The 21728-nt window shown below is 38.7% G+C and carries 21 protein-coding genes and 4 tRNA genes; 10 read left to right on the forward strand and 15 right to left on the reverse strand.

Annotated features, from left to right (window positions below; genetic code table 11):
- Window positions 1–25: 25 nt before the first annotated feature.
- From pncB to HDF25_RS01680, 3 genes are read right to left on the reverse strand one after another with little or no spacing between them, the layout of a single operon-like run.
- Window positions 26–1213 (reverse strand): nicotinate phosphoribosyltransferase, encoded by a 1188-nt coding sequence (pncB, locus tag HDF25_RS01670; protein ID WP_184622110.1) that lies wholly within the window; start codon window positions 1211–1213, stop codon window positions 26–28.
- Window positions 1214–1271: 58 nt separating this feature from the next.
- Complete coding sequence (locus tag HDF25_RS01675) at window positions 1272–1760, reverse strand: cupin domain-containing protein (protein WP_184622112.1); 489 nt, start codon at window positions 1758–1760, stop codon at window positions 1272–1274.
- Window positions 1761–1772: 12 nt separating this feature from the next.
- Window positions 1773–2777, reverse strand: a complete 1005-nt coding sequence (locus HDF25_RS01680) for a zinc-binding alcohol dehydrogenase family protein (protein WP_184622114.1) — start codon at window positions 2775–2777, stop codon at window positions 1773–1775.
- 100 nt (window positions 2778–2877) lie between these two features.
- On the opposite strand from HDF25_RS01680, the gene HDF25_RS01685 reads away from it, so the two are divergent.
- Both HDF25_RS01685 and HDF25_RS01690 read left to right on the forward strand, forming a co-directional pair.
- Complete coding sequence (locus tag HDF25_RS01685; RefSeq protein WP_184622115.1) at window positions 2878–3258, forward strand: winged helix-turn-helix transcriptional regulator; 381 nt, start codon at window positions 2878–2880, stop codon at window positions 3256–3258.
- Window positions 3259–3397: 139 nt separating this feature from the next.
- Window positions 3398–4543, forward strand: a complete 1146-nt coding sequence (locus tag HDF25_RS01690) for a fatty acid desaturase family protein (protein ID WP_184622117.1) — start codon at window positions 3398–3400, stop codon at window positions 4541–4543.
- Here the strand turns inward: HDF25_RS01690 and HDF25_RS01695 are convergent.
- Window positions 4540–5142: a hypothetical protein gene (locus HDF25_RS01695; RefSeq protein ID WP_184622119.1), complete on the reverse strand. Its 603-nt coding sequence runs from the start codon at window positions 5140–5142 to the stop codon at window positions 4540–4542. The two genes, HDF25_RS01690 and HDF25_RS01695, sit on opposite strands and share 4 nt — an antisense overlap.
- A gap of 57 nt (window positions 5143–5199) precedes the next feature.
- Window positions 5200–6099, reverse strand: a complete 900-nt coding sequence (locus HDF25_RS01700; RefSeq protein WP_184622122.1) for an NAD(P)-dependent oxidoreductase — start codon at window positions 6097–6099, stop codon at window positions 5200–5202.
- 94 nt (window positions 6100–6193) lie between these two features.
- Between HDF25_RS01700 and HDF25_RS01705 the strand changes: the two genes are divergently transcribed.
- On the forward strand, window positions 6194–6685 hold the full coding sequence (locus tag HDF25_RS01705; RefSeq protein ID WP_184622124.1) for a DUF6985 domain-containing protein: 492 nt from the start codon (window positions 6194–6196) through the stop codon (window positions 6683–6685).
- A gap of 59 nt (window positions 6686–6744) precedes the next feature.
- Entirely contained in the window at window positions 6745–7074 is a 330-nt protein-coding gene (locus HDF25_RS01710; RefSeq protein ID WP_184622126.1) for a hypothetical protein, read from the forward strand.
- Window positions 7075–7566: 492 nt separating this feature from the next.
- Here HDF25_RS01710 and HDF25_RS01715 read toward each other — a convergent pair.
- From HDF25_RS01715 to HDF25_RS01735, 5 genes are all read right to left on the reverse strand, one after another.
- Window positions 7567–7651 (reverse strand) — tRNA-Leu (locus tag HDF25_RS01715).
- A gap of 48 nt (window positions 7652–7699) precedes the next feature.
- Window positions 7700–7772: transfer RNA gene (locus tag HDF25_RS01720), tRNA-Gly, on the reverse strand.
- Between the two features lie 50 nt (window positions 7773–7822).
- A tRNA-Leu gene (locus tag HDF25_RS01725) sits at window positions 7823–7907 on the reverse strand.
- 48 nt (window positions 7908–7955) lie between these two features.
- A tRNA-Gly gene (locus HDF25_RS01730) sits at window positions 7956–8028 on the reverse strand.
- Between the two features lie 135 nt (window positions 8029–8163).
- Window positions 8164–8649 (reverse strand): regulatory protein RecX, encoded by a 486-nt coding sequence (locus tag HDF25_RS01735; protein ID WP_184622128.1) that lies wholly within the window; start codon window positions 8647–8649, stop codon window positions 8164–8166.
- A gap of 72 nt (window positions 8650–8721) precedes the next feature.
- On the opposite strand from HDF25_RS01735, the gene HDF25_RS01740 reads away from it, so the two are divergent.
- Both HDF25_RS01740 and HDF25_RS01745 read left to right on the forward strand, forming a co-directional pair.
- Window positions 8722–11184, forward strand: coding sequence for a bifunctional UDP-N-acetylmuramoyl-tripeptide:D-alanyl-D-alanine ligase/alanine racemase (locus HDF25_RS01740; protein ID WP_184622130.1), 2463 nt, complete (start codon window positions 8722–8724; stop codon window positions 11182–11184).
- A gap of 9 nt (window positions 11185–11193) precedes the next feature.
- Window positions 11194–11784 carry a DUF502 domain-containing protein gene (locus tag HDF25_RS01745; RefSeq protein ID WP_184622132.1) on the forward strand — a complete coding sequence of 197 codons (591 nt, stop codon included), beginning with the start codon at window positions 11194–11196 and terminating at the stop codon, window positions 11782–11784.
- A 15-nt stretch (window positions 11785–11799) separates the two neighbouring features.
- Here the strand turns inward: HDF25_RS01745 and HDF25_RS01750 are convergent, their stop codons facing one another.
- Both HDF25_RS01750 and HDF25_RS01755 read right to left on the reverse strand, forming a co-directional pair.
- Window positions 11800–12507, reverse strand: coding sequence for a TIGR00730 family Rossman fold protein (locus tag HDF25_RS01750; RefSeq protein ID WP_184622134.1), 708 nt, complete (start codon window positions 12505–12507; stop codon window positions 11800–11802).
- A gap of 19 nt (window positions 12508–12526) precedes the next feature.
- Window positions 12527–14005 carry a sodium:solute symporter gene (locus HDF25_RS01755; RefSeq protein WP_184622136.1) on the reverse strand — a complete coding sequence of 493 codons (1479 nt, stop codon included), beginning with the start codon at window positions 14003–14005 and terminating at the stop codon, window positions 12527–12529.
- A gap of 125 nt (window positions 14006–14130) precedes the next feature.
- Here HDF25_RS01755 and recR point away from each other — a divergent pair, with 125 nt between their 5' ends.
- Window positions 14131–14748 (forward strand): recombination mediator RecR, encoded by a 618-nt coding sequence (recR, locus tag HDF25_RS01760; protein ID WP_184622138.1) that lies wholly within the window; start codon window positions 14131–14133, stop codon window positions 14746–14748.
- A gap of 6 nt (window positions 14749–14754) precedes the next feature.
- Here the strand turns inward: recR and HDF25_RS01765 are convergent, their stop codons facing one another.
- From HDF25_RS01765 to HDF25_RS01775, 3 genes are all read right to left on the reverse strand, one after another.
- Complete coding sequence (locus HDF25_RS01765) at window positions 14755–17166, reverse strand: outer membrane beta-barrel family protein (RefSeq protein WP_184622141.1); 2412 nt, start codon at window positions 17164–17166, stop codon at window positions 14755–14757.
- Window positions 17167–17269: 103 nt separating this feature from the next.
- On the reverse strand, window positions 17270–18556 hold the full coding sequence (locus HDF25_RS01770; RefSeq protein WP_184622143.1) for a sensor histidine kinase: 1287 nt from the start codon (window positions 18554–18556) through the stop codon (window positions 17270–17272).
- Window positions 18553–19227 carry a response regulator transcription factor gene (locus tag HDF25_RS01775; RefSeq protein ID WP_184622145.1) on the reverse strand — a complete coding sequence of 225 codons (675 nt, stop codon included), beginning with the start codon at window positions 19225–19227 and terminating at the stop codon, window positions 18553–18555. The genes HDF25_RS01770 and HDF25_RS01775 overlap by 4 nt, the downstream gene beginning before the upstream one ends.
- 137 nt (window positions 19228–19364) lie before the next feature.
- Here HDF25_RS01775 and HDF25_RS01780 point away from each other — a divergent pair, with 137 nt between their 5' ends.
- The 3 genes from HDF25_RS01780 (at window position 19365) to HDF25_RS01790 (ending at window position 21621) form a co-directional block, all read left to right on the forward strand.
- Complete coding sequence (locus HDF25_RS01780) at window positions 19365–20180, forward strand: SDR family oxidoreductase (protein WP_184622146.1); 816 nt, start codon at window positions 19365–19367, stop codon at window positions 20178–20180.
- Between the two features lie 3 nt (window positions 20181–20183).
- A complete protein-coding gene (locus HDF25_RS01785; protein ID WP_260409294.1) occupies window positions 20184–21023 on the forward strand; it encodes an alpha/beta hydrolase in 840 nt (279 codons plus the stop codon).
- Window positions 21024–21096: 73 nt separating this feature from the next.
- A complete protein-coding gene (locus HDF25_RS01790; RefSeq protein ID WP_184622148.1) occupies window positions 21097–21621 on the forward strand; it encodes an OmpA family protein in 525 nt (174 codons plus the stop codon).
- The last annotated feature ends 107 nt before the right edge of the window (window positions 21622–21728 follow it).

Here is a 21728-nt window from a genome sequence, read left to right on the forward strand (position 1 = left end):
TGTCGGATTGAATTTTATTTGGATATTAATCTTGTATCTCCAGAATATCTTTAGCCAGACTGATCATCTTTTCAGATCCAGTGTATTTGCCATGTTCATCGGATAATTTAATCACGTCTGTCCATTCTTCATTCTGCGGTTGAGCCTGCGTCATTTTAATTACGATATTCATCGGAGCTGGGCCTGCGTCATTGGTCAGATTGGTGCCTATGCCGAAAGAAATGCCAATTTTATTATAGCAATGCCCCGCAATACGGGATACCTTTTCATAATTAAGTGCATCTGAAAAGATAATTGTCTTAGTTCTCGGGTCGATTCCCATTCGTTGATAATGAGCAATTACTTTATCTGCAAACAGAAGTGGATCTCCACTATCATGTCTCACACCATCAAACAGTTTAGAGAACATTTTATCAAATTGTCTGAAAAATACATCAGTAGTATAAGTGTCTGATAGTGCAATTCCCAGATCTCCGCGAAAAACCTGTACCCAATGTTCCAGGCCTAAAGAGTTTGCCATTTTGAAACCATAGCGAGCGGCATGAAACATGAACCATTCATGGGCATGAGTTCCGATTGGTTTGGTCTGGTGCATCATAGCCATGTGAACATTACTTGTACCTATGAAAGAACCTGAACCATATTTTTGAAGTGTTTGCAATACAATACGGTGTACAGCATAAGAATATCTGCGACGTGTACCAAATTCTGCAACTGTTACACCCAGATCATGATAGTTTTCAATCTTTTTCCGGGTCCGCTCAATGATTTCTTCATTGCTGATCCGGATGGAATGATTCATCTCGTAAAATAATTCACAAATCAGGGACATGATTGGCACTTCCCATAAAATTGCGCGATACCACAATCCTTCAATATGCACCTCCAGCTGATCATCATGCTGTTCAATATGGACTTCCTCAGGCTGATAACGGTAGCCTTCCAGGAAATCCAGGTACAGCGGATCGAGATACGGACAGTTAACCTGCAGGAACTTCTTTTCTTCTCTGGTCAGACGCAGCTGGGCCATTTCATTGACTGCCTTACGCAGTGCATCACCAAATCCTGCCGGAAAGGAGTGATTCCCACGGTTTATAAATTTATAGCGGACTTTTGCATAAGGAAATAAGCGGATAACGCCCTGCTGCATCGTGAACTTATAAAAATCATTGTCGAGGATAGACACTATTGAAGGAACCGGTTGTATAGTCATATGTTCAGGTTAATCCAGCTATTAGCATAATTCGCGCCAATAGCTGATTAAATCTGCCTTAAATATAAGAATTAGCATCCAATAGAACGGCTAGTTGAATACAATGTGTATCAGAACGATTGCTCCAGGCATGATTTGTACCTCTCTGAACCACGATATCCCCGGCCTTTAAAAGTGTTTCTTCATCATCCAGGATCATATATATTTCCCCTGATAAGATGATAATATAATCTAATGTATCAGTTTTGTGCATCAGAGGATGTACCTGGCCTTTTTCCAGTGGTTTAATGCCCAGGTCTTTATCTGGTGGAATGCTGACGTAACGGAAATAAGAGCCATTAACAGGAACTTTGGGGAAAGCTGTGTTTTCAACCAGAACTTCTTTTGACAGACTTGCGGGCATTTCATTGGTAACCCAGATATCAGAAATAATCAGACCTGGAAAATGTTCGGAGACATTTTTCACAATGGCATCTTCGGTAATTACTGATTTACCATTTTTAATTCCTGTTACGATTCGACGGGGTATTTTGGGAATTGGAGACATATCTTTAATAATTTAAGCAACTTGCATAACTAATTTTTTTCCTTTGGTCTGATTATCTTCTAAAAGCTGATGGGCTTTGCGGACGGTTTCCGGATCTAATGGTCCAACAACTTGAACGGAGGGGGGCGTGATTGAAGATTCAGCCATTAATCTGATGACCTCATCCAGTTTCTCCCCGTAATATTGAAAGTTATTTTGCAGGGAGTAAGCATAATTGGAAATATTTACAATTACAGTACCCTTGTTAAACAGTTCCTCTCTGGCAATATCTGTAGTGAGTGCAGTCACATCAGTATAAGTACCATTTATTGTAATGATCAGCGCACAGACTAATGACATATCACCACCTACTAAATCTATACAGTGATTAAATTGATTCCCCTCATTTTTATCAAGGATCACCTGCACCAGGTTCCCGTTATGATAATCAATTATTTGTTCTTCTTTTAACCCGGCCTTAATCAATTGATTTTTGCTTTCTTCATTGCCAGCTGTGACAATTATATTTTGATAACCTTTGGCAACGAGTATCTTGATCAGTACCATACCCACGCCGCCAGCCGCACCACTAATAAAAATGGTATCATTTAAACTGATTGCTAAACGATTATAACATTGCAGGGCAGTGAGCGATGCACTAGGTATGGCTGCGGCTTCTTCAAAGCTGATATGTTCAGGTTTGGCTGCTAATATTAATTCGGGTACACTGATGTACTCGGTATAAGTACCGTTTGAGCCCATGCTCCCCGAGGCGGCCAATACAGCATCACCAACTTTGTATCTTTGGACTAGTTTGCCGGTTTTAACTACTATTCCTGAGAGTTCGCGTCCCAGGATAGGGGAGTGCATCCGTTTTCTTTCCGTCTTACCTTGTCTCATCTGATAATCTATAGGGTTGAAAGCTGTCGCTTTTATTTTTATCAATACCTCGTTTTCACCAGGTTCAGGTACTGACAGATTATCCTCAAGGATAAAATTAGCAGTACTTCCAAAGTCTTTTAATATAATCGCCTTCATGATCTTTTGATTTTACACCGGCTAAATTAGTTGACCAATAGTTTATATTTGCTATCAGTTAACTTCAGGTAACTAGTTACCCCGAATAAACCATCAGCATATGGGCACTGTGAAAAATAAAGGAAATGTAAGAGAAGCGAGCTGCCAGGAAGAACTTACAGCTATGCGCGATAGTATAGAAATACTTGGTGGAAAATGGAAATTGCTGATCATGCGGTATCTGACAAACAGAACTGCTGAACATAATCATTTTAAAAAGATTCAGCGTGGAATTAATGGGATTTCTGCTAAGATGTTAGCTAAAGAATTGAAAGATCTTGAAGTTAATATGATGGTTACCAGGACCATTCAGGATACCAGACCTGTTACTGTTGAGTATGCAATAACAGAATATGGGAAGAGTATTATACCTGTAACGGATATGTTGGTACAGTGGGGACTGAACCACAGGGAAAAAATTAAAGAAGAGGTACTTGTATAGATGGTTTATCGTTATAGCTGTATGTAAATAAGTGTTTATTTATTGAATGGTAAAGATTCGTTAACAGGAATCGCTAATTATATACACTACATTTACAGCATTGACTTAGAGTCGCGATCAACGGGGGAAAAAATACAGGATGACCAAAAAAGTCAAGTTCATTAATATCAATCAGTCTAAATTTTATAGTACAGTACGCAAAAGAGTTGATACTCATTTCAGAGAAAATAATATTTCCATTCATGCGAATGGTGCAATGTGGTTTAAAGCTGTATTCTTTTTAACAGGGTTGGCGTCGCTCTACCTCCTTATCCTTTTAGGGAGTTTTAGTCTGCCCGTTTTACTTTTACTGTCCGTTTTACTAGGTGTGTTCGGTGCATTCGTGGGTTTTAATATCTGTCACGATGCAATTCATAAAGCCTTTTCAGAAAATGCGAAGGTGAATCAATTATTTAGTTTTGTATTTAATCTGATCGGGGCTAGTCCATATGTCTGGAATATTTGCCATAACATTGTACATCATACCTACACCAATATTGCCGGACATGATGAAGATATTGATGTGGCACCAGGACTTATCCGTTTCTCTGATACCGAAACAGTTAATAAATTACAAAGCTATCAGCATTTCTATGCCTTTGTCCTGTATAGCTTTTCAATGCTTTCCTGGGTATTCAGAAAAGATTATAAGAAGTTTTTTCAGCATAAAATAGGGGAACATAAGACTGTCCATCCAAAAATTGAATACTTCAGGCTTTTCTTTTACAAGGCGATATATTATTTTCTTTTTATAGGACTTCCTTTATGGGTTATGCCTGTTACCTGGGGACAATTTCTGATTGGTTTTCTGGTGATGCAGTTTTCACAAGGTTTGGTACTCGGACTTGTTTTCCAGCTGGCGCATGTCGTGGAAGGAACAGATTTTCCTGCTCCTGACCCAGTGGGGAATATAGAAGAGGCCTGGGCAGTACATCAGTTACGGACTACTGCAAATTTTGCTGGTGGAAGTAAACTGGCTGCATTTCTCTGCGGCGGATTAAACCGTCAGATCGAGCACCATCTTTTTCCGAAGATTTGTCATATCCATTATCCTGCAATTGGTGCCATTGTGCGGAAAACTGCGATAGAATTTAATCTTCCTTACATAGAAAGTATAACATTCACAGATGCATTGCAGTCTCATTACCGGATGCTGCGAAAACTGGGAAAAGAAACTTATAAATTGAATAAAAATATCAATAGGGAAATATATGTTATTCCTGCCGTTATAGAGGCTGTACTTTAAACAGGTTGCCTGGTCAGGTGGTTCCCCTGGATTAACATATTAACCCCGTAGGCTGTAGTAGCAAATGCAACGCCAATACCCAGGAAAGATTGTATAAAAGGGAATGGTTCGGTATCCCTGACTATCATTGTTATACTGGCGATTGAAACCAGGCAGGTCCAGGTAGCCAGATAATAGTCGATCTTTCTATTGAATATTTTTGCCATAGGGTAGAAGTGGAGACCGACAATCATAGCTATTGCAGACAAAATAAATTGCTGATAACCCAGGAATGATAATAATATACAGGCTATAGGGATAGTTATGCCTTCAATGCCAAAGATGATCCCAAACCATTTTTTGATATTTTCTCCTTCCTTTTTATCCGCTTCAGAAGTGAATTCAGGATATCTTTTAGCGGCAGCAAACAGTTTGATACTATAAATAATAAATATCAGGATAAAGATGCAGAAAAATGTCAGGACCAAATAGTGGTCTTTCCCTTGTAACCCACCAGTGGCTATTCCCGCCCACATTGTTGTGAAAAGGGCCATTAGCAATAATCCGCTGGCAATAGAGGTAACGATAGCTCTGGGAATGATATTTGGTCCTGAATTCATGAGTTTGTGTTTTGAGGTCTCTGAACTTTAATTTACACAAATTAATTTGCTTCAGGATTATATCTCCAGGAATCCTTTCATGTTAGCCAATACCTTCTCTGACAACCTTTGTTTGGCCTCAAAAGTGAAACCTCCAAACTGATCTGATAAAATTATATTGTCATGTCCACTAAACTCTTTGATAAAATCACCTACTCCGTCAGCATCGAAGATGGCGAAGTTTTTGGGATTAGCAATCCATTTTAAAAATGCTTCTTTTTCAAAAGGCACACCCAGCGAAGTATTAACAAGGATTGAGTTAGTTTTCTTAAGTTCAAACTCCCGCTCGGTTAATAATATTGTGTTTTTAGGTAAGTGAGTGGTAACGATATCACAAGATTGCATTAACTCATCAAGACTAAGATAGTTGATCCCATTCTTCTCTTCTTCATATTTTCTTGTTCGGCTAAAATAAGATACATTCATTCCAAAATGTAAAGCAGTCTGAGCAACCATCAGGCCCAGTGTTCCAAGACCAATGATACCAATACTTTTGTTTTTCAGTTCAACTGGTTCATCTTTCCATCTCGCTTTAAGAAGCCCTTTCAACAGGAAAATAAGTTGTGCAAATATAAATTCCACCGCTCCTTCATCCCCATAATCCTTAACCCCTTTAACCAGTATACCTTTCTCGCGGGCAGCTATGATATTAACATTTGCTGAAGCCTCATCATAAAGACTGCAACACATTCCTATGTATTTTAAAGATGTTGTTTGGGCTATGATTTCGGCAGTGATTTTTGTTTGCCAGCTGACTAGTACACAATCTGCATCACCTATACGTGCAAGCGTCTCGGCATCATCTGCCGGATAATCATTGTATATGGTTATTTTGTGTCTGGATAAGTTAGAAATCTGCTCGATGATTTCCTGGGTTAATCCACAATTATCTATAATTATTATTTTTTCAAATGTCATTCTTTGTTAATTAATTATTCCGGATGCGAATATATGTTAATTTTAACGCTTGGTGTATGTGTAAATATATGTTGGAGTTTTCTTAATTTGCATCATGAGCAAACATAGATTTTGGGGTGTAGTAGAATTAGGCTGGGCTGGGTTTTCCGGTGAGAAAACTTATACTATTCCTCATTTTGCTAAAAGTGATGTTGAGATTTTTTTTGGCGATGAATTTGATGAGGAAGGTGAAGAACTTGAGGATGCCCCTTCTTCGGATAAATTGGATCAGTACGAAGAGACATTCTTAGCTTTTCTTGAGCATTTGGATACTATCATCATAGAAATTAAGCAAAAAACTTTTGAACGGTATCAGAAGATTTATGCGCATTATTATGAAGATAAATCAAAGTCTGGAAAAGATCCGCTTTATATCAACACCTCTGAGAAGCATTTCAAATGTGTTCAGGATATAAATTATATCCGAATATCGGACGACCATGTTTTAAGGATTTCTATTCGTTATGAAATAGATACAGAACATGGAATTGAGATAAAAATACAAGACAATAAGGTTATTGATATTGGAGGAATAGCGGAAACCTAAGCAGGATTAAACCATTTTAGTTTTTATACATCATAGGATAAAATTAAAAACATTGTACTATGAAAGCTAAGATTATAGGGTTGTCTCTATTGATAGCCACAATTGGATTAACAAGCTCAACTTTTGCCCAGGATAGTAAATTTGCTCAGACACATCCACGCAGAGCAGAGGTTAACAGTCGTTTGAAAAACCAGAATAACCGGATTCATAAGGAGGTTAAGGAAGGTGAGTTGAGCAAACAGCAAGCCGCTAACCTACATAGAAAAGACAAAAGTATAAGAACTGAAGAGCGAAATATGGCTGCACGTGACGGTGGGCATCTGACCAAAAAAGATCAGGCCAAATTAAATCATCGTGAAAACAACGTGAGTAAACAAATAGGACAATAAATCATTATTATATAAAAGCGGAATGACCAGGTTTATTTACAAGCCTGGTCATTCCGCTTTTATGTGTCTGCTAATATTTATTATTTGCTTAAATTAAAATTCATGTAGATAAAAACAATCATTAAACTAGATAACAGAACCTGATTAATAAATTGAAAAACATCTATATGTCGAGCAAAGAAATAAAGGAAAGATATGATGGACTTTATAACAGCCTTCTGTCAGCGTATTGATCAATATGGGGTAGCACTATACAGACAATAAAATAAAGACCCTAATTATATTTTTGGATTTTCTACGAACTATATTCCATTAAAGACAATTTCTTTGAAAGGAATAGCCTGCCCTAATTGTAATCATGTTGGAGAATTAGAAATGACTTTTCTGCAACTCGAGCAAGATGGAGTTGTTGTACAGCGATTAAATTTATCATTAAAACCAAACATCGGAAAACAAAAAAAAGCTTCTGGTGATAACCAGAAGCTTTTGCAGTACTCAGAGCGGGAATCGAACCCGCACGACTTTTAAGGTCACAGGATTTTAAGTCCTGCGTGTCTACCAGTTCCACCATCTGAGCAGGTGTAAAACCTTTCAAAATAAAAGCCCTCTGTAAAGAAGGCTTTAGAGCGAAAGACGAGATTCGAACTCGCGACCCCGACCTTGGCAAGGTCGTGCTCTACCAACTGAGCTACTTTCGCATTGGTATTGTATTATCGGTTCTGTATAACATTATACAGTTACTCTTGAGTACTCAGAGCGGGAATCGAACCCGCACGACTTTTAAGGTCACAGGATTTTAAGTCCTGCGTGTCTACCAGTTCCACCATCTGAGCAGGTGTTAACCTTTTAAATAAATGTCTTCCGGTAAAGAAAACACTTAGAGCGAAAGACGAGATTCGAACTCGCGACCCCGACCTTGGCAAGGTCGTGCTCTACCAACTGAGCTACTTTCGCATTGGTTTTGATAACATCATCCGATGTTTCCAGACTTTCATAAGGTTAAAACTGTATACCTTGTTTCCGTTTGGGATTGCAAATATAAGCACTTTTATATTACTGTCAAGTTATTTTTAATAAAAAAAACAGGTATTAACTTAAGTTATTGTCCTTCAGTACTTCAGAAATTAAATTATTTTCAAACCCTTTACCCATGAGATAGGTAATCAGTTTATATTTTCTTTTATAGGCATCTTTTTCTACCAGCACAGCCGATTTTTTTTCTGCTGCTTCACGTATGGTTTTTAAATAATCATCATAATCGATGGTATTTAAAGCTTTCAAAATCATTTTCTCAGGGACTTTTTTTAGCTTGAGCCCTTGTTTGATTTTAATCTTCCCCCATTTTTTGATGTTGAACTTGCCCGATACATAAGACATGGCAAACCTTTCCTCATTTAAAAAGTTATTCAGAATTAACTCTGTAATGATTTCTTCGACTTCATCAGGTCTTAATCCCCAGTCATAAAGTTTGTTCCTGATTTCCTGTTGCGCGCGCTCCTGGTAGGCACAGTAACTTTCCGCTTTAACTAAAGCAGTTCTTTTGTCCAGGATAGGTTTTGAATATTGTTTTTCCAATGATTGAATAGATCAGCAGGAACAAATATCTGCATTATTATTAACTTAGTCCCAATCTAAGTACCCGGATAAATGAGTGAAATTAACTACACTATTCAGCAGATTGCTGAACTTTTGAATATCAAATCTTTCGAAGAAAAACAACCTGCCTTAATCAATAGCCTGCTTATTGACAGCCGTATTATCATCAGTCCTGAAAACTCTTTGTTTTTTGCCATACCTGCTTTAAGAGATGGACATGATTTTATTGCAGAGGCCTATGCAGGCGGTATCAGGAATTTTGTAATCAGTAAAGCTGAATATGTTAAAGCCTTTCCAGATGCAAATTTCCTGTTGGTGCCCGATGTAGAAAAAGCTTTGCAGCATATAGCAGCAGTTCATCGCAGCCAGTTTGAACTGGAAGTTATAGCCATCACAGGCAGTAATGGTAAAACTGTAGTGAAAGAATGGTTATACCAGTTATTATCAGCCGACTTTAATATCGTCAGGAGTCCGAAGAGTTTTAATTCCCAGTTAGGTGTACCACTCTCGGTATGGCAGACCAACAAGGAACATACCCTGGGCATTTTTGAGGCAGGAATCTCTAAAACCGGAGAAATGCAGCATCTGGCTCCAATTATACAGCCTACTATTGGTATCCTGACCAATCTCAGAGAGGCACATGCCGAAGGTTTCTCTTCTCCGAAAGAAAAACTACAGGAAAAACTAAAGCTGTTTTCGGGCGTGAAACTTTTTATTTATGCTCCGGAATATACCGGGAATATAGCAACTGAAGATTTACCCGGTGAAAAGAAATTCTCCTGGAGTACCATACAAACCACTGCCGACCTGTTTATTCTTTTCGTAGAACCTATCAATGGAAAAAGCTATATCAGGGCAGTTTATAAAGATAAAGAAATTGAATGCCTGATCCCATTTAGTGACAGAGCATCACTCGAAAACGGAATTACCTGTTGGGCTACCTTATTAGCCCTGGGTTATACACCAGAGCAGGCAGACTTCCGTCTGGAACGGTTGACTGCAGTCAATATGCGTCTGGAATTGAAGAATGGTATTAATCAGTGTTCTGTAATAGACGATTCCTACAGCGCAGATATTTCCTCTCTGGCTATAGCACTTGATTTTCTGAACCTTCAAAATCAACACGAAATCAAAACAGTAATCTTATCAGACCTGTTACAAACTGGCAAAACAGATGTGGAGCTGTACAAAGAGATTGCTGCTTTATTAAAACAAAAACAGATTCACAGGCTGATTGGTATCGGCCCCCATATTACCGCTTTTGCAGACCTTTTTGAGATGCAAAAAACATTTTATGGTAGTACAGAAGAATTTATTCAGCAATTTCCTGGTATTCCTTTTAATAATGAGACTATTCTCGTTAAAGGTGCCAGACGTTTTGAGTTTGAGCGGATCAGTAAACTCCTGACCCAGAAAGTTCATGGGACTGTGATGGAAATTGACTTAAATGCTTTAGCAAGTAATTTAAAATTTTATAAGTCGAAGCTGAAACCTGGTGTGAAAGTGATGGCTATGGTCAAAGCATTTTCCTATGGGAGCGGCAGTTTTGAGATAGCCAATTTATTGCAATACCACAAAGTTGATTACCTGGCAGTTGCCTATACCGATGAAGGGGTAGCTTTAAGAAAAGCCGGGATTACTTTACCTATTATGGTGATGAGTCCTGAGCCTTTTGCTTTTGAGGCGATTCTGAAATATAAACTGGAGCCCGAACTGTATAATCTGGATATCCTGAAAGCCTTTATTGATTTTTTGCCGGCTGCAGAAAATTCCTATCCCGTACATATTAAGATTGATACTGGAATGCACCGCCTTGGATTTGAAGAACCGGATCTGCCCGGATTGCTGAGCTTACTGACCAGTACAGACAAGATCAAAGTAGTTTCTGCTTTTTCCCATCTGGCAGCCAGTGAGGATGAAGATCATGATGAATTTACTAAATACCAGATCAGAACTTACCTTCATATCAGTGGTAAACTCCGCGCAGGATTAGATTATGATTTTATCCATCATATTTCCAATACCTCGGCTATTACTAGGCATCCTGAAGCACAACTGGACATGGTCAGGTTGGGCATTGGTTTATATGGTTTTGATGGCGGTATGAAAAACCTGTCCGGATTACATACTGTAGCTGTTTTAAAGACTACAATTACCCAGATCAAAACCATTAGTCCGGAGGATACCGTAGGTTATGGGCGCAGAGGAAGTTTGCCGGCAGGAGGAACTATTGCTACTGTTAAAATTGGATATGCAGATGGTTATCGCAGAGCTTTTGGCAATGGGGTAGGGAAGATGCTTGTCAATGGAAAACCGGCCCCGGTTATAGGTACAATTGCAATGGATATGTGTATGCTTGATGTAACAGGCCTGGATGCGAAAATTGGGGATGAAGTTATTATTTTTAATAATCAATTGACTATTTCCGATTTAGCTGAGCAGATCAGTACTATTCCCTATGAGATTTTAACAAATATTTCTCAAAGGGTAAAACGCATCTATTTTTATGAGTAGTTTTGTGTCATGAATAGGATTGGGAAGGCATTGTTAAATTATCTGATTAAAGGATTATTAATCGTATTGCCTATAGCGTTAAGCATTTACATTGTGATCTGGGCCGTAACTACAGTTGACAGCTGGCTGAATGTGAATAATATTTTAGGCGTTGACCCCAGAACAGGAGAAAGCCGGAATATACCTGGTTTGGGGCTTGCGCTGGTTATCGCTTTAATTCTGACTGCAGGGATATTTGTGACCAATTTTGTGACTGAACCAATGTATAACTGGTTCAACCGCTGGATGAACAGATTACCTGGATTGAATTTTATCTATTCGTCTATTAAAGATCTGACCGAAGCATTTGTTGGTGATGAAAAGAAATTTAATCATCCGGTTCTGGTTGAAATTACAGCAGATATTAAAAGAGTTGGATTTATGACGCAGAGCGATCTGACGACAATAGGTTTACCTGGAGATTGCGTAGTCTATTTCCCTTTTTCCTATTCCTTTGCAGGACAGGTCTGCATCATTTCCAAGGATAAAATCAAGACCTTAAATATGAGCGCTGCTGACGCGATGAAGTTAGTAGTATCAGGAGGGGTTAGTCATATCTAACCCCTTTTGATTGTCTTAGAAATTCGGTTTCAGGACATATTTGTCATAGAACCTGAAGATATGCTCAGCAGCTTCTTCAGCTGTATCAGCTAATCTGAACAGATTTAAATCTTCTGCGTGGATATTATGTTCTTTTTCCAGCATTGTATTTTTGATCCAGTCAATTAATCCACCCCAGTAATCCTTACCTAATAATACGATAGGGAAACGGGCAATTTTGCCAGTCTGTATCAAAGTAATTGCCTCGAATAGTTCATCCATTGTACCCATTCCACCAGGTAAAACTATAAATCCCTGAGAATACTTCATGAACATAACTTTTCTGACAAAGAAGTAATCAAATTGCAGTAATTTATTATGATCAACATATTTATTGTGGAATTGCTCAAAAGGAAGGTCAATGTTAAGTCCTACAGACTTACCACCATTTGTATGGGCACCTTTATTACCAGCTTCCATAATACCAGGTCCGCCACCAGTAATTACTCCATATCCACGGTCAGTTAATAATTTACCACACTCTACCGCCATCTGGTAATACTTATTGGTTTCTGCAGTCCTTGCAGAACCAAAAATAGATACACAAGGGCCAATTTTAGCCAGTTTCTCAAAGCCATCTACAAATTCGGCCATTATTTTAAAGATCTGCCATGAATCAGTTACCTTAATTTCTTGCCAGTCTTTGTTTTCAAACGCGCTTCTTATTTTCTCTTCACTCGTCATTATTATACTTATTTATATTTTAAAATTTAGTCTGGTTATCAGTACTCTTCCCTGTAACCCATAGTAACAAAAATGTAATCAGACCGTTCAGAACGATCAGTTCAAAACCTATTTCATAACCGAACCATGCCATACTGTTACTTTTAATAAAGAAAGATAACAGCGGCGAGGCAATTACAATATAGGGTACCAGCTTATCTCTTACAGCTCTTTTGGTTAACAGTCCAAAAGAAAATAACCCCAGTAAAGGGCCATAAGTATAAGTCGCAGCAATAAACAAAGAATTTACAACAGAATCATCATTTATTACCTTAAATATTAAGATCACAAAGACCATCATTACCGAAAAGCCAATGTGTACCAGATGTCTTTTCCTGATCAGTTCAGGTGCATTCTGATCTTCTTTTCTGTCAAAATGCAGAAAATCCACACAGAAGGAAGTCGTCAAAGCTGTCAGTGCAGAATCTGTGGTGGCAAAAGTTGCTGCTGTTAAACCCAGCATAAAGATAATCCCGGGGATAACATTCAAATGATTCAGTGCAATTTCAGGATAAAGATTATCAGGCGTTTTTAAAGCTGCAATAGCTATACCATTTTTTGCAGCAAAAATATATAACAGGGCTCCCACACTCAGAAAGAAGATATTCATGACCACAAATACCCCCGTGAAAGTAAACATGTTTTTCTGCGCTTCCCCAATAGTCTTCATACTGAGGTTTTTCTGCATCAGGTCCTGATCCAGACCCGTCATGGCTATGGTAACAAAAATCCCTCCCAGGAATTGTTTCAGGAAATGAGATTTGGTACCCATAAAATCTTCCCAGAAAAATACCTTTGAATAGCTGCTGTTTTTTACTGCTTCAAAGGTACCTGCCATATCCAGGTTTAATGATCTGGCGATAAATATAATGGATAGAACAACAGACAGCAGTAAGAATACCGTTTGCAGGGTATCTGTAATAATTATAGTTTTTAAACCGCCTTTGTGTGTATAAGCCCAGATTAATACCAGGCAGATTACAATAGTCAACCAGAAAGGAACGTTCCAGGCATCAAAAATAAATTTCTGTAAGACAATGGCTACTAAAAATAAGCGAAGAGAGGACCCTATCGTTCTGGACACCAGAAAAATAACTGCTCCGGTTTTATAACTGTATGCTCCCAGTCTTCTTTCCAGATAAGTGTAAATAGAAATCAGGTTCATCCGGTAATAAAGAGGCAGGAGCACTGTAGCAATGATGATAAAGCCTACCGCATTACCTAATACGAACTGAAAATATCCGAATTCACTTTTACCGACAGCACCAGGTACAGAGATGAAAGTTACACCCGAAAGAGCGGTTCCGATCATTCCAAAAGCTACCAGATACCATTTTGAATTGCGGTTCGCTATGAAAAATGTGGCGTTGTCAGAAGCATTTCTTGAGGTGAAATAAGCTACTCCAATTAAAAGAGCAAAGTATCCTAATAAAAAGGATAAAAGTATGGCAGGAGTCATTTATAAATATACTTTAGGAGCTAAATGTAAGAATTTGATCTTTTAAAAAAATCAAATTCCTTTATAAATTTTAGAATCTGTTTAAACAAACTCAAAATAACGGAAGATAAGTATAAATTTGTAAAATGAACTTTTCTTCAAAGCTTCTCGAAGACGCTGTTAACGAATTTGCTAAACTACCAGGTGTCGGACAAAAGACTGCATTGCGTCTGGTGTTACATTTACTGACTAAAGAACAAGAGGAAGTGGATACTTTTGGCAATTCCATAATCAGGTTAAGAAGAGATATTAAACATTGCAGTATCTGTCATAATATATCAGATCTTCCGGTTTGTGGAATCTGCGCTTCTGCCAAACGCGAAAAGGAAGTCATTTGCGTCGTAGAAGATACACGCGATGTAATGGCGATAGAAAATACCTCTCAATATTTTGGTGTTTATCATGTGCTGGGGGGGCTGATCTCGCCAATGGATGGTATCGGGCCATCTGATCTGTTTATAGATTCATTGGTTCAAAGAGTAGCCACAACACCAGTCAAAGAAATTATACTTGCCCTCAGTGCAACTATGGAAGGAGATACGACCTTATTTTATCTTTACAAAAGACTAAAAGATTTTCAGATTCCCATCACCACCATAGCCAGGGGAATAGCCTTTGGTGGTGAACTGGAATATGCTGATGAAATTACGCTGGGCCGCTCAATTGTAACCAGGGTGCCTTACGTGAATTCAATAATCAAATAAACAGACTTAAAATTTATAGCTGTAGCCAATTCTGAAGACCTGGGTTTCATAAAAATCAGTACTGTTTAAGATAAAGCCATTGCCTGTGACCGATCGTTGAATACGCAGTGTATTGAAAATATCTGTCCCATTCATGAATATTTCACCCTTTCCTTTCTGGATATGTCTTCTTATCCCAAGATCTGTCGAAAACCGCGAAGCTATGCGGCCTTGCGGAATGAGATCGGGGGCCAGGTAAATAGTTGAAAACTGTATTTCTGTCTGGGCCGGTAATTTAAAACGGCCATTAAATTTCACATTTCCCGAAGTCAGGCTTTGTCTGGCTGCTGTGAAGACAGTAGGCACCGGGTACCTGTTTTCGATAGTGAAGGCATTTAATGTATTCTTGTATAAAGCCGCATTAACGTTAAATGAGAACCAGGGTGTTGCTTTCTGATCAAAGTTCATTTCCAGTCCATAATTATAACTCCGGCCGGCATTCTGAAAGATATTATAAATCAATGTACTTCCGGGAACGATCGTTGCAATACGTGTAATGGTGGCGTCTGTTGTTTTATGATAGGCAGCTGTATACAAACTTCCGGCCGTCCAACTTGTTTTATAACCTAATTCGAAGGTGTTTGTAAACTGAGGACGTAAAGATGGATTACCTACCTTAAGCACTTCAGGTTCGTCATATTTTGGAAATATCCTAATGTCAACTTCATTAGGACGATCTACCCGGCCATTGTAAAATAAAGAGAATTTATTACGGTCATCAGGTTTCCATGAGAACCTGACATTTGGGAATGGGCGGGCATAATTGTAGCCGTCGCTCTGATAAGTATTGTGATCAGGGTTTACCTCATATTTTACATTCACATATTCTACCCGAAGCCCGGCTTCAACCTCTATAGATTTGTTCTCGTAGATATAATTTCCGTAAACAGCAGGTATGGTTTCCTTATAGTTTGCCCATCCTCCGGCATTAGGGTCAATCACAGAATTAGCTCCTGGAAAAAATTCCATGTTAGTGGGAATATAACGATGTCTTAGTTTTAACCCTGTTTCCAGTCTTCCGTGTTTTAATGGTTTGATATAATCTACATTCAGATCTGCTACCTGTTCATCTGACAATAATTTATAACTATCTGTTCCAGTGAAAGCAGGCGTAATATTGGTAAAAAAGTACTTCTCATCTTCCCGGTGAAAAGTATAATTAAAACTAGTGTTCAGCACGTGTCCGGGTTGCTTAAATTTATGCTGATAGATGGCAGATGCTGTTGCTGTATACTTGACTTCATCTTCAACAAAAGACCATAGCCGGCTGCGGATTGATAGATCCTGATTGAAATAGGGGATGTCACCCAGATCTGCGATCTTCTCTCTGCTGAATAAACCCGACAAAGTAAAAGTATTCTGCTCATCAGGGTTCCAGTCAATTCCGGTTTTTGCAGTAGCCACTGTTGTGGTCCGGTTTCTTTTAACCTGTTGTTTAATTATGCTTCCGTCGTCATAAATACGCTCTGCGAATTCATTGCGGTTGAGTGTCTGATTGTATAACCAATCGGCCTGTAAAAAAGTATTTAACTTGTTTTTCCGGTAATTTAAAGACAAAGAAGGGTTTATTTTTGGTGTGGCCTGATATTGAGGACTTATACCCGGAAGATTTTCTTTTCTTACCCAGAGAGCACCTAAACCTGTGCTTAAGCCAATTTTTCCATTAAAACCGTCCTGGTTATTTTTCTTGTAGATAATATTGATAATACCTGCATTTCCATTGGCATCATGTTTAGCTGTCGGATTATTGATGATTTCTATACGTTCAATAGCTGAAGCAGGAATATTATCCAGTGCGGTCTGACTACCGAAACCAGTAATTGCATTCTGTCTGCCATCGATTAATACCGCCACTTTATCATTTCCGCGCAGCATGATCTTTCCGTCCTGCATAGTTACTCCCGGTAGGTTTTGCATAGCTTGTAAGACCGAGCCACCGGCTCTGCTGATATTGTCGGAGGGGGTGAAAATTCTTTTGTCCATTTGAGCAGCTAAACCATCCGCTCTGACAGAGGTTATCTTTACCTCATTCAATATTTTCGGATCTTCTTTTAAATGTATAGTCCCCAGATCTAAAAAAGGAGTCAGTGTCCCGGCCAGTAATTCCTGCTGATGCTGGATATAACCAACATAAGAAACTTCCAGCCGGTAATTTCCTGAAGTTATACCTTTAAGGATGAAACGTCCTTCTTCGGTGGTGACAGTTCCGGCAATAAAACGATTGTCTGTTTGTGTTTTTAATACCACATTGACAAAGGGCATAGTGGCCTGTCCATTAGCTTCCCTGATTATTCCGGAAAGTGTTACTCCAGTGTCCTGGGCAAAAGTTAAGAGGGGGCATAAAAGGGCTGTAAACAGCAAATATCTGATTATTCGCATGGCTAATTTAAATTTGATTTGTAAAAAAACAGATGAAATACCTGTCTGGCATCATCTGGTACAAATCTCCAATGCGATTTAGAATTAATTTTGAATTTCCTGTTTAGCTGCCGAAGTCTATAGTGAAAATATGCCGGTCAGCAGAAAAATCATAGGAGATCCGCCAGCCGTATCGGTTACAGATTTCCCTGACTATAGCCAGACCAAGTCCGCTTCCTGGTGTATAAGCACTTGCTGTACTGAAACGTTTGAATAATTTATCCTTAATAAGGCTTTGTGTACCGCTATTTGAAATCTGTAATTGCCCTTTCAGGACCTGAACATGGATCATGCTTTTTCCGGCATTATGCCTGATTGCATTCATCAGTAAATTGGTGAGCATAATTTCGATCAGGATTCTGTTTCCTTCTATGGTCTGGGTTGTATCCAGTGTCTTCAGGATTTCCAGTTCTTGTCCGGCTGCAAAATCAGCAACCAGTTCCAGTACTTCATTTAATGCATCCGCAAGGACAATTGTTTCTTTGTCATGGAATTGCCTGTTCTCAATTTTGGCGAGTAACAACAGATTTTTATTAATCCTTGAAACCCTTGACAGTGCTTTATGCATATCATTGATGATAACAGATTGTCTGGGACTAATATTTTCCTCCTGCTCCATTAAATCCAGTTTTGATTGTACAACAGCCAGAGGAGTCTGCAATTCATGCGCTGCATTTTCCGTAAATTCTTTTTGCTGTTTGTAAACCGCAATATTACAATCAATCAGTTTACTGATACTGTTATTCATCTCTTCAAACTCCTGGATATCACTTCGTTCAAATTCCAGGTTCGTTCCGCTGTTTAAATCAAATGCTTTTATCTTTTGAAGGGATTGATAAAAAGGCCGCCAGAGTTTGGCTGCAATCCTTTTATTCAATAAAACAAACCCGACCAGCAGGATTATAAAAAACAATACGGTGACCAGTGTAATCGCTAACATTGTTTCGTGCGTTTCCTCTACGTTGGTCTCGACAGTAATCTTGTAAACTTTGTCTCCTATAGTGAATGTAGAGACCAGTCCCTGAAAACGGTCCAGTCCTTTAGAAGTCGTATAACGGTTCTGACGATAAATATTATAGGTGCTGTCAGGACTAACTGCTGTAGTTTCTTCAATACGCGTTTCCGGATGTAATTTATTCCATAAAACCATGCTCTCCCGAAGCTGATTCGTATTGATATGGAGGTCTTTCAGGTTTCTTTGCGTAGCCTGGCTAACCATATGGTTATGTTCATCCAACTCTTTTAACCAGATAAAATCTATAATCAGATAATATACCGGAATACTGCAAAGCAGTACAATAAAAGCATAAAAGGTGAAAACCTTAAAGGGTTTATCTAGTAGCTTGCTCATCCTTCCCATTTATAACCAGTTCCGTAAACAGTTTTTAAGTAATTGCCACAATCAGCCTCAGTCAGTTTCCTTTTCAGATTCTTGATATGTGCATAGATAAAATCGTGATTATCCATCATATCTGCCAGATCACCTGAGAGATGTTCGGCGAGCGCATTTTTAGAAACAACACGGTTTTTATTGCTGATAAAATATAAAAGCAGATTTAATTCTTTTTTGGTCAATGGAACAACTTCTTCCTTCGCATAGACAGTTTTGGCCAGTAAGTCAATCTTCAGTTCATGCTCTTCAATGATATTACTGTTCGTAAAATGTCTCCGGCGGATTACCGAATAAATTCTTGCCGCTAGTTCCTGAAGATGGAATGGCTTAGCCAGGTAATCATCAGCTCCGATCTGCAATCCTTTAATCTTGTCATCCAGCGAGTTTTTAGCCGAAATGATAATCAGTCCATCTGCTTTATTCTCCGCTTTCAGTTTTTCGAGTATTTTCATACCATCTCCGCCCGGAAGCATCAGATCGAGTAAAATACAATCATATTGATGGAATTCAGTTTTTTGCAATGCCTGCTGGTAATCCATGGCAAATTCGCACCGGTAATTTTCATCAGTCAGATAAGTCGCAATACTCTCTGCCAGTTCAACTTCATCTTCTATAATAAGAATCTTCATTGATGTAAATTTAACGTTTAGATTCTGAATATTTTCTGAATTATAATTCTGGATTAGCCATTATTGATTACTTTTATCCCATTCAGCGAGTAAATTATATCATCAAATGATAAAGCGCTATACCTTCAGAAATAACAATGGATTTTAAGAATAAAGTAATCATCATCACCGGTGCTTCATCGGGAATAGGGAAATCATGTGCAGAGGAATTTGCTAAACGCGGTGCCAATCTGGTACTGGCTGCAAGGAAATATGTGACTTTGTGTGAGATCACTGCGGATTTAGAAAAAAGATATGGCATCAGAGCCTTGGCTGTTCAGGCAGATGTAAGTAAAGAAGAAGATTGCCAGGAGCTGATCAAAAGAGCATTACTCACTTTTGAAAAGATTGATGTAATGGTAAACAATGCTGGTCTTTCTATGCGTGCGCTCTTTAATGAACTCGATCTTTCCGTACTGAAAAACCTGATGGATGTTAATTTCTGGGGGACTGTATATTGTACTAAATATGCTTTACCCGAAATCCTGAAAACCAAAGGCAGTATAGTTGGCGTATCTTCTATAGCAGGTTATCGCGGTTTGCCAGGCAGAACTGGTTATTCTGCGTCAAAGTTTGCGATGAACGGATTTATGGAGGCTTTAAGAACAGAATTATTGCATACAGGAGTACATGTGATGGTTGCCTGTCCAGGTTTTACAGCATCCAATATCAGAGTGACAGCCCTGGCAAAAGATGGTTCGTCTCATGGAGAAACCAGTATGGAAGAAGGTAAGATGATGTCTTCGGACCAGGTTGCGGTAAATATAATCAATGGGTTAGCTGCCCGTAAGCGTACTTTAGTGATGACAGGGCAGGGTAAACTGACTGTCTGGATCAATAAATTGCTTCCTGCATTAGCTGATAAACTGGTATTTAATCACTTTACAAAGGAGAAGAATGCCTTAATCAAATAAGGAATGATCCATTTAAAAAAAGGACTGATGTTATTTGCCTTTTTGGGACAGTTTATGACTTTATCCGCCCAGGTAAAGGTACAGAAGGATATTAATTATACAGACGCAAACAATAGATACAGACAGCTGGATATTTATTATCAGAAAGATTTAGCTGTAAAGGATGTCATCATATTTATCCATGGTGGTTCCTGGAGCAGTGGTAAAAAAGATACCTACTGGTGGTTGGGCAGGAATCTGGCCCGTAAAGGGATTGTCGCGGTAAATATAAACTATGACCTTGCACCTGATCATCAGTTCATCAGAATGGCACAGGACTGTGCGTTTGCTGTAAAATGGGTCAAAAATCATATCTATCAATATGGCGGTAATCCGAACCGGATTTTCCTGATGGGGCATTCTGCCGGTGGGCATCTGGCTGAACTGATTAACGATGACCCGCGGTATTTCAAACATGCTGATATCGCGAACCCCGTAAAAGGAGTAATCTTGAATGATGCCTTTGGGCTGGATATGAAAGAGTATATGAGTCATGCTGAAAAAGATAAAAGCTATTATGATTTTCTTCGTACTTTTTCAAATGACCCAATCAACTGGGAAAAGGGCTCTCCTTTATATTATATAGAGAACTGTAAGAATCCCCATCTTATTTTTTATGGTGAAAAGACCTATCCCGCTATTCAGCAGCAGTCAGAGAGGTTCAATAAATTACTGGTAGCTGCTGGGGTTCCTACCGAGCTTCATATCATCAAAGGGAAGAAACACGTAGCCATGATTTCCCAATTGGTTTTCGGCAGTAACCACTTATATGATTTAATTATAAAATTCTTAAAACGTACTTAATTGTTACGGCCAATCGTTTCTATAATTAGTGTGAATTTATTTATGTTTACAACTCACAAATTATAAAACACAAATGAAACTTTTAAGAACCCCATTATTATTAGCCGGAGCCGGATTATTGGTTTTCTCACTGCAATCTTGTAAGACCAAAAAAATCGTTGCTAAACCTAATCCGCCTGTTGTCGCTGCAAAACCTGTAGAAAAACCAGTTGAAGCTCCAGTAGAGCAGAAGGCAGAAACTACACCTGTAGTAGAAAAACCAGATTTCAATTTTAATAATATTCAGTTTGAATTTAATTCAGATGTACTTAAAACTGCTTCGATAGAAACTTTGGATAAAGCAGCCAGAGAAATGAAAAAAGATCCTTCTGTGAAATTTGTTTTAAACGGTCACTCTTCTGCCGAGGGAACTGTAGCGCATAATATGTCTTTATCCGTAGACAGAGCAAATGCTGTCAGATCTTATCTGATGAATGCTGGTATCAACGGAAATAATCTGGCTGTTAAAGGTTTTGGTGCAACACAGCCGGTTAGTGCCAACACTACCGACGAAGGCAAAGCATTAAACCGCAGAGTTGAACTTAAGATAGCTCAATAATCATTCAGAATCAGGAAGTTTGCATGAGCTCAGCACTCAAATTTTAGCGTAACTGGCTCATGCAGCCTTCCCGTTCCGTAGGAAAAAGGGACTATTTAAAAATAATT

The sequence above is a fragment of the Pedobacter cryoconitis genome (assembly GCF_014207135.1).
Classification (GTDB): domain Bacteria; phylum Bacteroidota; class Bacteroidia; order Sphingobacteriales; family Sphingobacteriaceae; genus Pedobacter; species Pedobacter cryoconitis_D.

Coding starts and splice junctions, on each gene's coding strand:
- HDF25_RS01705 (WP_184622124.1), top strand. CDS start 6,194: ATGAGCAAACATAGATTTTGGGGTGTAGTAGAATTAGGCTGGGCTGGG.
- recR (WP_184622138.1), top strand. CDS start 14,131: ATGAACTTTTCTTCAAAGCTTCTCGAAGACGCTGTTAACGAATTTGCT.
- HDF25_RS01690 (WP_184622117.1), top strand. CDS start 3,398: ATGACCAAAAAAGTCAAGTTCATTAATATCAATCAGTCTAAATTTTAT.
- HDF25_RS01700 (WP_184622122.1), bottom strand. CDS start 6,099: ATGACATTTGAAAAAATAATAATTATAGATAATTGTGGATTAACCCAG.
- HDF25_RS01680 (WP_184622114.1), bottom strand. CDS start 2,777: ATGAAGGCGATTATATTAAAAGACTTTGGAAGTACTGCTAATTTTATC.
- HDF25_RS01790 (WP_184622148.1), top strand. CDS start 21,097: ATGAAACTTTTAAGAACCCCATTATTATTAGCCGGAGCCGGATTATTG.
- HDF25_RS01770 (WP_184622143.1), bottom strand. CDS start 18,556: ATGAGCAAGCTACTAGATAAACCCTTTAAGGTTTTCACCTTTTATGCT.
- HDF25_RS01745 (WP_184622132.1), top strand. CDS start 11,194: ATGAATAGGATTGGGAAGGCATTGTTAAATTATCTGATTAAAGGATTA.
- HDF25_RS01750 (WP_184622134.1), bottom strand. CDS start 12,507: ATGACGAGTGAAGAGAAAATAAGAAGCGCGTTTGAAAACAAAGACTGG.
- HDF25_RS01675 (WP_184622112.1), bottom strand. CDS start 1,760: ATGTCTCCAATTCCCAAAATACCCCGTCGAATCGTAACAGGAATTAAA.
- HDF25_RS01685 (WP_184622115.1), top strand. CDS start 2,878: ATGGGCACTGTGAAAAATAAAGGAAATGTAAGAGAAGCGAGCTGCCAG.
- HDF25_RS01785 (WP_260409294.1), top strand. CDS start 20,184: ATGATCCATTTAAAAAAAGGACTGATGTTATTTGCCTTTTTGGGACAG.
- HDF25_RS01740 (WP_184622130.1), top strand. CDS start 8,722: ATGAGTGAAATTAACTACACTATTCAGCAGATTGCTGAACTTTTGAAT.
- HDF25_RS01780 (WP_184622146.1), top strand. CDS start 19,365: ATGGATTTTAAGAATAAAGTAATCATCATCACCGGTGCTTCATCGGGA.
- HDF25_RS01755 (WP_184622136.1), bottom strand. CDS start 14,005: ATGACTCCTGCCATACTTTTATCCTTTTTATTAGGATACTTTGCTCTT.
- HDF25_RS01710 (WP_184622126.1), top strand. CDS start 6,745: ATGAAAGCTAAGATTATAGGGTTGTCTCTATTGATAGCCACAATTGGA.
- HDF25_RS01765 (WP_184622141.1), bottom strand. CDS start 17,166: ATGCGAATAATCAGATATTTGCTGTTTACAGCCCTTTTATGCCCCCTC.
- HDF25_RS01775 (WP_184622145.1), bottom strand. CDS start 19,227: ATGAAGATTCTTATTATAGAAGATGAAGTTGAACTGGCAGAGAGTATT.
- pncB (WP_184622110.1), bottom strand. CDS start 1,213: ATGACTATACAACCGGTTCCTTCAATAGTGTCTATCCTCGACAATGAT.
- HDF25_RS01695 (WP_184622119.1), bottom strand. CDS start 5,142: ATGAATTCAGGACCAAATATCATTCCCAGAGCTATCGTTACCTCTATT.